The organism is Aurantiacibacter sp. MUD61 (assembly GCF_027912455.1).
In the GTDB taxonomy this organism is placed as follows: Bacteria; Pseudomonadota; Alphaproteobacteria; order Sphingomonadales; family Sphingomonadaceae; genus Alteraurantiacibacter.
In genome coordinates this window covers 178,548-191,178 of record NZ_CP115446.1, presented here as the reverse complement: position 1 = coordinate 191,178, position 12,631 = coordinate 178,548, and the positions used below count along the sequence as shown (strand labels likewise).

The 12,631-nt window shown below is 62.1% G+C and carries 11 protein-coding genes; 6 read left to right on the top strand and 5 right to left on the bottom strand.

All coding sequences use genetic code 11. The features are described 5' to 3' along the window. The first annotated feature begins 207 nt into the window (after positions 1 to 207). Genes bioB through O2N64_RS00955 form a run of 4 tightly spaced genes read left to right on the top strand, consistent with a single transcriptional unit; the run spans position 208 to position 4,302 of the window. The gene (bioB, locus tag O2N64_RS00970) at positions 208 to 1,254 is read left to right on the top strand and encodes a biotin synthase BioB (RefSeq protein WP_271078438.1); all 1,047 of its coding nucleotides are present in this window, start codon (positions 208 to 210) and stop codon (positions 1,252 to 1,254) included. 18 nt (positions 1,255 to 1,272) lie between these two features. After that, positions 1,273 to 2,430, top strand: coding sequence for an aminotransferase class I/II-fold pyridoxal phosphate-dependent enzyme (locus O2N64_RS00965; protein ID WP_271078437.1), 1,158 nt, complete (start codon positions 1,273 to 1,275; stop codon positions 2,428 to 2,430). Further along, positions 2,427 to 3,050: a dethiobiotin synthase gene (gene bioD / locus O2N64_RS00960; RefSeq protein WP_271078436.1), complete on the top strand. Its 624-nt coding sequence runs from the start codon at positions 2,427 to 2,429 to the stop codon at positions 3,048 to 3,050. Before O2N64_RS00965 ends, bioD begins: the two co-directional genes overlap by 4 nt. Continuing rightward, positions 3,043 to 4,302 carry an adenosylmethionine--8-amino-7-oxononanoate transaminase gene (locus tag O2N64_RS00955; protein ID WP_271078435.1) on the top strand — a complete coding sequence of 420 codons (1,260 nt, stop codon included), beginning with the start codon at positions 3,043 to 3,045 and terminating at the stop codon, positions 4,300 to 4,302. Before bioD ends, O2N64_RS00955 begins: the two co-directional genes overlap by 8 nt. Here O2N64_RS00955 and maiA read toward each other — a convergent pair. Next, entirely contained in the window at positions 4,299 to 4,931 is a 633-nt protein-coding gene (gene maiA, locus O2N64_RS00950) for a maleylacetoacetate isomerase (RefSeq protein WP_271078434.1), read from the bottom strand. The genes O2N64_RS00955 and maiA overlap by 4 nt on opposite strands. Before the next feature lie 69 nt (positions 4,932 to 5,000). Between maiA and hmgA the strand changes: the two genes are divergently transcribed. Continuing rightward, the gene (gene hmgA / locus O2N64_RS00945) at positions 5,001 to 6,284 is read left to right on the top strand and encodes a homogentisate 1,2-dioxygenase (RefSeq protein ID WP_271078433.1); all 1,284 of its coding nucleotides are present in this window, start codon (positions 5,001 to 5,003) and stop codon (positions 6,282 to 6,284) included. Beyond that, on the top strand, positions 6,285 to 7,577 hold the full coding sequence (gene fahA / locus O2N64_RS00940) for a fumarylacetoacetase (protein ID WP_271078432.1): 1,293 nt from the start codon (positions 6,285 to 6,287) through the stop codon (positions 7,575 to 7,577). Positions 7,578 to 7,766: 189 nt separating this feature from the next. Here the strand turns inward: fahA and O2N64_RS00935 are convergent, their stop codons facing one another. From O2N64_RS00935 to O2N64_RS00920, 4 genes are read right to left on the bottom strand one after another with little or no spacing between them, the layout of a single operon-like run. Continuing rightward, entirely contained in the window at positions 7,767 to 8,960 is a 1,194-nt protein-coding gene (locus O2N64_RS00935) for an ABC transporter permease (protein WP_271079684.1), read from the bottom strand. Positions 8,961 to 8,965: 5 nt separating this feature from the next. Beyond that, entirely contained in the window at positions 8,966 to 9,688 is a 723-nt protein-coding gene (locus tag O2N64_RS00930; protein WP_271078431.1) for an ABC transporter ATP-binding protein, read from the bottom strand. Beyond that, positions 9,685 to 10,977, bottom strand: coding sequence for an efflux RND transporter periplasmic adaptor subunit (locus O2N64_RS00925; RefSeq protein WP_271078430.1), 1,293 nt, complete (start codon positions 10,975 to 10,977; stop codon positions 9,685 to 9,687). The genes O2N64_RS00930 and O2N64_RS00925 overlap by 4 nt, the downstream gene beginning before the upstream one ends. After that, entirely contained in the window at positions 10,974 to 12,434 is a 1,461-nt protein-coding gene (locus tag O2N64_RS00920) for an efflux transporter outer membrane subunit (RefSeq protein ID WP_271078429.1), read from the bottom strand. Before O2N64_RS00920 ends, O2N64_RS00925 begins: the two co-directional genes overlap by 4 nt. Positions 12,435 to 12,631: the final 197 nt, after the last annotated feature.

Sequence of the window (12,631 nt, the reverse complement as noted above, 5' to 3'; positions counted from 1 at the left end):
TCGTGTTACTTTTTGTTCTGATTGTTTTCTCAACTTACGTGCCAAAAACGCGATTTTCTACAAAATGCACCCTGAAATGGATGATTCTTACGAGATTTTACATTTGCGCGTTCTTAAGTGGTTTTGCCGGGATGTTGCGGGGCTCCAAGCTTTACCTGCGCTGCCTTTTTCGCCATTGGGGCAGGCACTGATCTGAAGGGAGTTTGCATGCAGCCTGTCCGCACTGACTGGACGCGAGAGGAAATCGCGGCGCTGTTCGATTTACCGTTCACTGAACTCGTCTTTCGCGCCGCCGAAGTGCACCGCGCGCATCACCGCGCAGGCGAAGTGCAGCTGTGCACCTTGCTCTCAATCAAGACCGGCGGCTGCCCGGAGGATTGCGGATATTGTTCGCAAAGCGCGCATGCCGATAGCGGCGTCGAAGCGACCAAGCTGATGGATGTGCGACAAGTTCTGCAATCGGCGGCGCAGGCGAAGGACGCGGGAAGCCAGCGTTTCTGCATGGGAGCTGCATGGCGCAACCCGAAAGAACGCGACATGCCCAAGATCGTCGAGATCGTGAAAGGCGTGCGCGAGATGGGCATGGAAACCTGCATGACGCTGGGCATGCTTTCGCCTTCGCAGGCCGAGCAACTCAAGGAAGCGGGTCTCGATTACTACAATCACAATGTCGATACCGGCCCCGAATATTACGACCGCGTGATCACCACGCGCAAATACCAAGACCGCCTCGATACGCTGTCCAATGTGCGCGAGGCTGGCATCAATGTGTGTTCGGGCGGGATCGTCGGCATGGGTGAGACGCGCGATGACCGCGTCGGCTTCGTCCACACGCTGGCCACGCTGGAGCGGCATCCGGAAAGTGTACCGGTCAACGCGCTGGTGCCGGTGAAGGGCACTCCGCTTGGCGACATGCTCGCCGATACGCCAATGGCCAAGATCGACGATATCGAATTCGTCCGCACCGTGGCGGTCGCGCGCATCTGCATGCCGATGAGCATGGTGCGCCTTTCCGCCGGACGCGAGAGCATGAGCGATGCGACGCAGGCGCTCTGCTTCATGGCCGGGGCGAACTCGATCTTCACCGGCGACAAACTGCTGACCGCGCCCAATGCGGGCGACGATAGCGACGCGGCGATGTTCGAGCGGCTTGGTCTCACGCCCATGCAGGGTGAAGAGCCCATGAGGGCTGTCGGCGGCTGTTCGGGTGGCTGCGCGACCGCCCCGCAGGAGGCGCAGGCAGAGCTGACCTGATCGCCTGAACACGCGCCCATGCTCGATTACATCCGCCAATCGCTCGATCGCATCGCAGCGAAGGATCGCCGCCGTGTGCTGCGTCCGGCGCAGCTTGCTGGCGGTGGCCGGATCATGCGCGATGGACGCGAATTGCTCGACTTCTCCAGCAACGATTACCTCGGGTTAGCGCGCCATCCTTTGCTTGCAGAGCGGGCCGCCGACTATGCGCGGCGCTTAGGCGCAGGCGCGGGAGCTTCCCGCCTGATCACCGGTACGTCCGCTGAGCATGAAGCGGTGGAAGCGCGCATTGCCGCATTCAAGGGGAGTGAAGCCGCGCTGGTCATGGCGAGCGGATGGCAGGCCAATGCGGGCATTATTCCGGCGCTCGCCAATGCCGCTCCGAACACCGCGATTTTCGCTGACGAGCTGGTGCACAATTCGATCCACGCCGGATGCCGCGGCGCGAAGGCAGACGTGCATTTCTATCGCCACAATGATGCAAGCGACTTGCAACGATTGTTGAACGATCATGCAAGCAAATACGACGCGCGCATCATCATCACCGAAAGCGTGTTCAGCATGGATGGCGACCGTGCCGATTTGGCTGCGCTGAACGCCATCGCGCGCAAGCATGACGCGCTGCTCTATGTCGACGAAGCGCATGCCACCGGCGTGCTCGGCAAGGGCGGGGCGGGGCTGACGGCCGACAATCCCGGCGCAGACATCGTGATGGGCACATTCAGCAAGGCGATGGGTGGCTTCGGCGCCTATGTCGCCTGTTCCGATCTGATGCGCGATTACCTGATCAACATGTGCGCTGGCCTGATTTTTTCCACCGCCACTCCGCCTGCGCTGCTCGGCGCAATGGATGCGGCGCTCGACATTGTGCCCGACATGGATGCGGAGAGGGCGCATCTCGCTGAGCTGGGCGAGCAGTTGCGCGAGGGATTGAACGGCATGGGCTTCGATACGCTCGGCTCCACCTCGCAGATCGTGCCGCTGGTTGTTGGGCCGGAAAGCGATGCGCTCGCACTCGGTCAGCACCTGATCGAGCGCGGAATTGCCGCCCTGCCAATCAGGCCGCCGACCGTGCCCAAAGGGACCAGCCGCATCCGCCTTGCCCTGCGCTCGACTTTGGAGAGCGCTGATGTGACAAAGGCGCTGGAGGCCATCGCCGAATGGAAAGCAGCATGAACCGTTTCGCCATCACAGGCACCGATACCGATGTCGGCAAGACGGTGTTTGCCGCCGGCCTCGCGCAGGCGCTCAAGGCGCATTACTGGAAGCCTGTGCAAGCGGGCCTCGAGGGCGAGACGGATAGCCAGAAAGTCGCGCGGCTGGCGCCCGACGCCACCGTAGTTGAGGAAATGTATCGCCTCAATACGCCATGCTCGCCGCATGCTGCTGCCGACATCGATGGCACGATGATTTGTGACACCGACCTTCATTTGCCGACCGCCGAAGGGCCGCTCGTGGTGGAGGGGGCGGGTGGATTTTTCGTGCCGCTGCATACGGACATCCTTTACTCGGAGATCATGCAGCGTTGGGATCTGCCGGTCATTATCGTCGCGCGCACGACGCTTGGCACGATCAATCACACGCTGCTAACGCTCGAAGCCGTGCATGCGGCGGACCTCGAAGTGGCGGCCACCGTGTTCGTCGGCGATGCGGAGCCGGTCGCGGAGAAAGCGATTATGGATTTCGGTTTTGCCGACCCGCATCTCGGGCGGCTGCCTTTCCTTGATCCGCTCAATGCCGAAACACTGGCGGCGGCCTTTGCCGAGCATATCAATCTCAGCGTCCTCGATGACTGACCGCTCACCGGTCTGGCACCCCTTCCACCAGCACGGGCTGGGCGAGCCGATCCCGCTGGTCGATCGGGCTGAAGGCGCGGTGCTACACACTTCCGACGGGCGCGAGGTGCTGGACGTTATCTCCAGCTGGTGGGTGATTACGCACGGCCATAACCACCCGCGAATTGTCGAAGCGATCCAGCACCAGGCCGAGCAGCTCGACCAGCTGATTTTCGCCGGGTGGACGCATCAACCGGCAGAAGATCTGGCGCGCGGGCTGCGGGCGATAATGCCGGAAGCGCTGGAGTATGTGTTCTACTCGGACAGCGGTTCGACTGCGGTGGAAGTCGCGCTCAAAATGGCGCTGGGGTTCTGGGCCAACACTGGCCAGCCGCGTCACAAGATCGTCGTGATGGAGCATAGCTATCACGGCGACACCATCGGCGCGATGAGCATTGGCGAGCGCGGCGTTTTCAACAAGGCTTACAGCCCTTTACTGTTCGATGTTGAGACCATTCCTTTCCCGTATAAGGGTAGCGAGCAAGGCACTCTGGACGCATTGGAAGCAGCCTGTGCTGGCGGCGACACCGCTGCCTTTATCGTCGAGCCGCTGGTTCTCGGCGCAGGCGGAATGCTGATGTATTCGCCCGATATATTGCGTGAGATGCGCGCTATCTGCTCACGCCACGATGTGCTTTTCATCGCCGATGAAGTCATGACCGGCTGGGGACGCACGGGCACTCTGCTGGCGTGTGAACAGGCGGGCGTGGTGCCCGATTTCCTTTGTCTCGCGAAAGGCCTCACCGGTGGCTCGATGCCGCTCGCCGTGACGATGGCGACCGCACCGATTTACGATGCGCATTATTCGACCGACCGTGCGAAGATGTTCTTCCATTCCTCCAGCTTCACCGCCAATCCGATCGCCTGTGCGGCGGCGAATGCGAACCTCGCGATCTGGCGCGAAGAGCCGGTGCTGGATCGGATTGCGAACCTCGCCCAGCGCGAAAGTGAGGGCTTCGCCCGACTCGCCGAAAGCCATTCAGTCAGCAACATCCGCCAATGCGGCAGCGTGATCGCGATGGATGTCGATGCGGGCGAAAGCGGCTACCTCGCCGACGTCGGCCTCACAATGCGCGAAGGCCTGTTCAGGCGCGAGATACTGCTGCGTCCGCTCGGCAATACGCTTTACCTCATGCCGCCGTACTGCATCACCGATGCGCAATTGGAGCGCGTATTCACCGCGATCGACGAGGTTCTGACCGAGGCTCTCTAATGCGCGTCCGGCTGGTTGTCGGGATGCGCGCGTTTAAAGGGCTCCAAGGCATTGCACGCGCTCTCGATCCGCACGATGCGTGGGCAGTCGGTCAGGTCGAAATCGAAGCGTCGCGCATTGTAGAGCTGCGGGATCAGCACGGTCTCGAAGAAGCCCGGCGCATCGAACAGGAAATCCCCGCTATCGAGCTGGGCGAGGCGCGCCTCCACCGGTGTCAGCGTCTTGGCCAGCCAGTGGCGATACCAAATGTTGATCTCCTCCTGATCGTGGCCGAGCGGGTTCTTCAGATACTTGAGCACCGGCAGGTTGAGCGGCGCGTGGAGCTCCGTTGCAATGGCATAGGCCAGTTCGCGCGCGATGTAGCGGTGGTCCAGCCCCGATGGCAGCAGCGGCTTGTCGCGATAGGCTTCGTCCAGCCATTCGATAATCGCCATGCTCTGCGCGCGGTCGCCGCTCTCGGTCTCCAGCATGGGGACGGTAGCGAAGGGGTTGCGGCTGGTGAAGGCCTCATCCTTTTGCGCGCTCTCAAGCAGGTTCACCGGGCAGTTCTCATAGGCGATGCCCTTCAATTCCAATGCGCAGCGCAGGCGGTAACTCGTGCTGCTGCGCCAATATCCGTAGAGTTTCATGGGCACCTCCTCGATGCTCGCACGTTAGCGATGTAGTGCATTGTGCGTGAAAGTTTCATCTGTTACTAAATGACTATGAGCTATCAGACTGGTTTTCTCAACCACTTCGCCAGCGAGGCCGTTCCCGGCGCGCTGCCTGAAGGCCGCAATTCGCCGCAGCGACCGGCCTTTGGCCTTTATGCCGAACAGTTCAGCACCAGCGCCTTTACCGTGCCGCGCGCAGAGAACCGCCGCAGCTGGCTGTACCGAATGCGGCCGACCACAGAACATGGCGCGTTTACGCCTTATACCGGGGCGGAGCGCTTGGCTGCGCCGGATGGCACGCAAACCACGCCCAATCGCCTGCGCTGGGATCCGCTTTCCATGCCCGACAGCGATGTCGATTTCATCGACGGCATGGTGACCTACGGCGGCAATGGCGGCCCGTCCGAAGGCGGGATCGGCATCCATCTCTACGCCGCGACGGTGAGCATGGACGCGCGCGCATTTCAGAACAGCGATGGCGAGATGTTGATCGTCCCGCAGCAGGGCGCTCTGCTCATCACGACCGAGCTCGGCCGGATGGATGTGCCGCCGGGCCACATCGCCGTGATCCCGAAAGGCATGCGCTTCCGTGTAGAGCTGACCGAGGGCCCAGCGCGTGGCTACATTTGCGAGAACTACGGCGCGCCTTTCCGCCTGCCCGATCTCGGCCCCATCGGCGCGAATGGCCTTGCCAATCCGCGCGATTTCGAAACGCCGGACGCATGGTTCGAAGACCGCGACGGGGACTTCGAGGTGGTCCAGAAGTTCAACGGCAAGCTCTGGACGACCACGATCGACCATTCGCCCTTCGATGTCGTCGGCTGGCACGGCAATTCCGCGCCCTATCGCTACGATCTGGCGCGCTTCAACACCATTGGCACGGTCAGTTTCGACCATCCCGATCCGAGCATCTTCACCGTACTGACCAGCCCAAGCGACACGCCGGGCACCGCCAATTGCGATTTCGTGATTTTCCCACCGCGCTGGATGGTGGGTGAAGACACCTTCCGCCCGCCGTGGTTCCATCGCAATGTCATGAGCGAGTTCATGGGCCTTATCCATGGCGAGTATGACGCGAAGGAAGGTGGCGGCTTCGTCCCCGGCGGCGCATCGCTCCACAACCAGTTCAACGGGCATGGCCCCGATGTCGACAGCACCGCGAAAGCGATGGCTGCCGACCTCAAACCGCACAAGATCGACAACACGCTGGCTTTCATGTTCGAAAGCCGCGCGATCATCCAGACCACCGACTTCGCCATGAATGGCGGCCTCCTGCAGGACGATTACGATGCCTGCTGGAGTGGATTTCCGAAAGCGAGACTTCCCTGAATGACTATCGAACTCGACTTCACGCATGATGCCAACGCCACCAGCTGGGTGGAGAGCGCAAACGGCCATCCCGATTTCCCCGTGCAGAATCTGCCCATCGGCGTTTTCAGCCACGGTGACAGCGCGCGGCGCGGCGGTGTGGCTATCGGAGACTTCATCCTCGACTTGCCAGGTGTCGCCACTGCCTTGCCAGAGGGAGGTTACGACGCTGCGCTCCTCGGCAATGCGCCGGTCCTGAACGCACTGTTCGCAGAGGGGCGCGACATGCTGTTCTCCTTGCGTGGTGCGGTTTTCACGGCTCTGACTGATGCCAGCTTTCGCGAAGATGTCGAACCGCATCTCTATCCGGCCAGCGAATGCACCATGCACCTGCCGTTCCTCGTCCACGATTACACCGATTTCTACACGGGCATTCACCACGCGGTGAACATCGGCAGCCTGTTCCGCCCAGACAATCCGCTGCTGCCGAACTACAAGCATGTCCCCATCGGCTATCACGGCCGCAGTTCTTCGATCTGCGTGTCCGGCACCGATGTGAAGCGCCCGACTGGCCAGCAGAAGCCGGCAGAGGAAGGTGGCACTCCGGAGTTTGGCCCATCCAAGCGGCTCGATTACGAGCTCGAAATGGCGATCTGGATCGGGCAGGGCAATGACCTTGGCGATCCGATCCCGGTGGGTGAGGCAGAAGAGCACATCGCTGGCATCTCGATCCTCAACGATTGGTCGGCGCGCGATATCCAGGCGTGGGAGTACCAGCCGCTTGGCCCGTTCCTCGCCAAAAACTTCGCTTCCACCGTCTCCCCTTGGGTGGTGACGATGGATGCGCTCGCGCCGTTCCGCACTGCGCAGCCTGCGCGCGCAGAGGGCGATCCCGAGCCGCTTCCCTACCTGCAGCACGATACGAGCCACGCGGCGTTCGGCATCCAGATGGAAGTGCTGATCACAACGCCCAAGATGCGCGAAGCCGGGGCAGAACCGCACCGCCTCTCGCATGGGCCCATGACGGCGATGTACTGGACCGCCGCGCAGCTGATCGCGCACCATTCGGTCGGCGGATGCAACATGCAGCCGGGCGACCTGCTGGGCACCGGCACGCTCACAAGCGGTGAAGAAGGCGGCGAAGGCAGCCTGATCGAGCTGACCGAAGGCGGCAAGAAGAGCATCAGCCTGCCCAATGGAGAGGAGCGCAAGTTCCTCGAGGATGGCGACGAAGTCATCATGCGCGCTTATGCCGAGAAGGATGGCTACGCCCGCATCGGCATGGGCGAGTGCCGCGCGAGGATCGTGGGCTGATTCGCGCCTGTCGGACCCTGCCGCAGCGGCAGGGTGTGACAGGTGTGACAGTGTCCAGATGAACAAAAAAGCCCCCGGAAATCCTGTGCGATTTCCGGGGGGTTTTTGCCGAGCGTGGTGTTTTGAAGAGGCCATGACCGCATGGCTCGCAAACGCGCCGCCTGTAGGAAAGCTATTGGCGCTCGCGCCCTATTCGTGTCGAAGCGCGTCGATCGGGTCGAGCTTGCTTGCGCGGTGGGCGGGGTAATAGCCGAAGGTGATCCCCATCAGCGCGGAAAACAGGAATGCGATGATATTGAGAGCGGGATTGAACAGGAAGGGCAGATCGATAAGCCCCGCCAGCAGGACGGATAGCCCGAAAGCAAGCCCGATCCCTATCAATCCGCCGAAACAGCACAGCACCACGGCCTCTGTCAGGAATTGCAGCCTGACTTCCTTGGCGAGCGCGCCAATGGCAAGGCGGATACCGATTTCGCGGGTTCGCTCGGTCACCGACACCAGCATGATATTCATGATGCCGATCCCGCCGACAAGCAGGCTGATCGCAGCGATTACCGTGACGACCAGCGTCATCGTTCCGGTAATCTGGCTGACCGTGTCGCTGATTTCCGCCGTATCGAAGAGGTTGAAGTTGTTTTCTTCACCCTCCTGGATAACGCGCCGTTCGCGAAGCAGCGCAATCAGCTGAGACTGCAGCCTGTCCGCGCTATAGCTGGGATCGTATTTGACGACGAAGAAGTCGAGATTGTTATTACCGCTGAAGCGACGCTGCACGGCGCTGAGCGGCATGAAAACCACATCATTATTGTCACCGACGCCCGAGCTTGACCGTTCTTCGGTGGTGCCGATTACCTGGCATGTTACATTGTTGAGACGCATGGTTTCGCCAATGACGGCATCTTCGACGAAGATTTCGTCTGCCACGGTGGGGCCGACGATGCAGACGCTTTCCCCACGCGCTTCTTCGTCGTCGGTAAAACCGCGGCCTTCGACGATTTCGATATTCTGCGCGGCGAAGAAATCGCGATTGGCGCCCTGGACATTGGTTTCCCAATCCTGCCCGTTGTGAAACGCGATGGCGCCGCGATTGACGGAGCCCGCCGTAAGCTCGACCCCGGCGATCTGGTTGCGGACGGCAATGATGTCGTCTTCCTCGAAAGGTGGCGCCCCGACGCCCCGTTCGACGCTGCGCGGCACGACGATGAACTGGTCCGAACCCAGCCCTGCAATGTCTTCCTGGACATCTGCCGTCAGGCCCTGGCCCAGCGTGACCATGGTGATCACGGCAGCGACGCCGATAATGATGCCGAGCGTTGTCAGGAAACTGCGCAGCAGGTGCCGCCGAATTTCGCGCATGGCGAGCAGCAGAGTGGCTCCGAGCATCCGCATCACACGTCCTCGTCAATCGGTTGGCCCATCCGGTGGCCCGTGTCCACGCGCTCCACCAGTCCATCGCGGAAATGCACGATGGTGCGGGCATATTCGGCCATTTCTTCCTCGTGCGTAACCATCAGCACGGTGATTCCGGTTTTGCTCAGATCGGCGAGCAATTCCATGATTTCGATAGAGCGTTCGGTGTCGAGGTTGCCGGTAGGTTCGTCCGCCAACAGCACGTCAGGATCTGTCACCAATGCTCGGGCAATGGCCACGCGTTGTTGCTGGCCTCCTGAAAGTTCTGCCGGAGTGTGCGTAGCCCATGGCAGCAGCCCCACCTTGTCCAGCGAACGCTCGGCAGCTTGCCGCCGCGCCTTCTTGCTTTCGCCGCGATAGAGCAGCGGGAGTTCGACATTCTCCAGCGCGGTCGTACGCGCCAGCAGGTTGAAACCCTGGAAAACGAAGCCGAGGTAGCGGCGACGCAGCAGCGATCGCTGGTCGCGGCTCAGATTCTGCACTTCCACGTCGCGGAACTTGAAGACGCCGCTGGTCGGCACATCGAGGCAGCCGAGGATGTTCATCGTCGTCGACTTGCCCGAGCCAGACGGCCCCATCACCGCCACGAAATCGCCGCGGTCAATGGCAAGATCCACACCCTTCAGCGCCTGGAACGCCGCAGGTCCGGTGCCGAAGGTCTTGGTGATGCCTTCCAGTTCTATGAGCGGCGCTTCGCTCACTGCGAACCGATACCTTCGCCGGTGACGACTTCCATCCCCGGCTCCAGTTCTTCCGAAGTCACCACGGTAAAGCGGCCATCGCTGCGCCCGGTGACGACTTCGATGGCGCGAAGCGTGCCATCCTCTTCCACCACGTAGACAGACTGGCGACTGCCGACGCCGATCGTGGCTTCTTCGGTTCGATCGAGGCCGAAGCCCGGATCGCCGAAGATGCCGCCGCCCTCTTCTTCCTCCTCCGGATCGTAGCGGAGCGCGCTGTTTGGCACGAGCATCTGCTCACCGGTGCTGTCGGTCGCAATCGTGGCGGTCGCGGTCATGCCGGGGCGCAGCAGCCCGTCGCCATTGCTGACGACCAGCCGCGCTTCGTAGGAGACCACCTGCTGGCCGCCGCCCTGCTGTTGCTGCCCGATCTGCGCGATATTGTTCGAAGCGAGGTCGACCCGTTCCACTGTCGCGGGGAAGCGGCGGCCGGGATAGGCATCGACAGTGAAGGTCGCGTCCTGGCCGGCTTCGACCTGGCCGACATCGGCCTCATCCAGATCGACGCGGAGCTGCATGGTGGCGAGGTCTTCAGCGAGCACGAACAATGTCGGCGTGTTGAAGCTGGCGACCACGGTCTGGCCCGGTTCCACCTGCCGTGCGAGCACGACGCCTGAGACAGGCGAGCGGATTACTGCGCGATCGAGGCTGACCTGCGCAGAGGAAAGCTGCGCGCGGGCAGAACTGACATTGGCGCGCGCTGCGGCAACGCTTGCACGGCCGCGGTTCACGGCAGCCTGTGCCTGGTCGATTTCCGCCTGGCTGGGCACGCGGCCATCGGACAGGCGCTGCACTTCAAGCAGGCGATCGAGCTGGGCTTCATCGGCTTCGAGCGTCGCCTGCGCTTCTGCCACGCGGGCGACAGCTGCGTTGAGGTTGGCGCGGCTCTGGCGGATCTGGTCACCGATGACTTCGGTGTTGATGCGCGCCAGCACCTGACCGCGCGTAACCTGGTCGTTCACATCGACCAGCACATCGTCGATCCGGCCCGAAACTTCTGAGCCGACCTCGACCTGATTGGTGGGACGCAGGCTGCCCGTTGCCGTGACCGAGAGATCGAGCGAGCGCGTTTCCACCTCCGCGGTCACGTAATTGGGTCGCTCGTCCCCGCCCGAACATTGAGAAATCGCCAGCACAATCAGTATCAGCAGGATAACGCCGAGCCACACGCGCTTGCGCTTGTACCATTTCTTCGGCTTGCCTTCGTCGAGATAGGACTCGATGTCGGTTTCGGTTTCTGTCTGGCTCATTCGGCGTTCCCGTCAGATGTCTGCTGGGCAGCGCGGCCCGGCAGGGAAAAGGCAAAATCACTCTCGCTCCAGCCGCCGCCCAGCGCCTGTGTCAGGCGGACGAAGGCGGTGGCGCGGTCAGCTTCGGCGCTGACCAGGCTGTTGCGCGCGGCAAGCAGCTGGTTTTCGGCAGTCAGCAGCGTGCGGAAATCGGTGAGGCCCGCTTGATACTGGCTGCGCGCCAGAATCGCGGAATTGCTCGCCGCATCGACGGCTTCATTCTGGATTTCGATGCGCTCGTCCGCCGTGCGCTGGTCCACGGCGGCGCTTTCGACTTCTTCCAGCGCGGAAAGGATTTCCTGCTCCCACGCAGCAAGCGATGCGCGCGCGCCTGCCTCTGCACTGTCCACCCGCGCTGCCGTGGCGCCGCCATCGAACAGCAACTGGCTGATCCCGCCGAACACGCTGCCGGTGATGACATCGAACAGATTGCTGAAATTTGTGCCGCCTGTGCCGATCGAGCCGGTGAGGCGGACAAGCGGGAGCAATTGCGCGCGTGCCACGCCGATCCGGGCGCTGCTGGCGATCAGATTGGCCTCTGCCGCCCGCACATCGGGCCTGCGGCTTAGCACTTCGGCAGGCGGGGCAAATCCGGCGAGCTGCGGCGGCGTGGGCACGCGCGCCTCAAGATCGCTTTCGATGGCTTCCAGCACACGGCCGGGCGTTTCGCCAATCAGCGTGGATATGGCGTTGGATGTCGCGGCGAGGCTGCTTTCGAGCAATGGAATGGTCGCAGCGGTGTTAGCGCGCTGGGCGCGGGCCTGTTCGACATCGAGACTTGAGACCAGCCCTGCCTGATTGCGCCAGCGCGCGATCTGCAGATTATCGTCCTGATAGGCGAGCGTATCACGCGCGATCTGGAGTTGTTCTGCCGTGGCGCGCGCGTTGATCGTGGCGATGGCGACCTGGCCGACGATCAGGCGCTGCAGATCGGCTTGCGAATATCCGGCTGCGGCAAAATCAGCGCGCGCGGCGGCAACATTGCCCGAAATCTGCCCGAACAGGTCGAGTTCCCAGCTCGCATCTGCGCCAAGGCTCAGCTGCACGCCGTCGCGCGCATTGTCACCGATATCGCGATTGATCCCGCCGCTGCCAAAGACAGAGGGATAGTAACCAGCGCGCGCCTGCACCAGCGATGCGCGGGCCTGCTCCAGCCGTGCGGCGCTTTGCGCGAGATCACGGTTTTCGACGATCGCCTGCTCGACAAAATCGGTCAGCAGCGGATCGCCCAGCAAGGTCCAGTAATCGGTGAGGTCGGTTTCCATCAGCGCGACATCGCTCTGCGCCCAATCGGAAGGCGTGGCGATCGTGCTTTGCGGAATGTCGGCAGCAGGCGTCGTGCAGGCGCTGAGCACCAGAAGCGCAGGAGCTGCAAGCAGCCCGCCCTTTGCGCCTAGTTTGCTGTTGGATAGTCCCATCCCGCCCCTCAAAATCATGTCCCGCTACAGGCTTACCCCCACCCCGTGCAGGTGCAAGCCCATTTGTGATATCCGGCGCTTAAGCCGTTGAGAATGTAGCCGGCTGGCAACCCGAAGTGCCCTCCACCCATTCCTTACAATTTACATGGTGAACCCCTGTCCACGCCACCATGTCTGATCGAGGAACTGCAGTATCC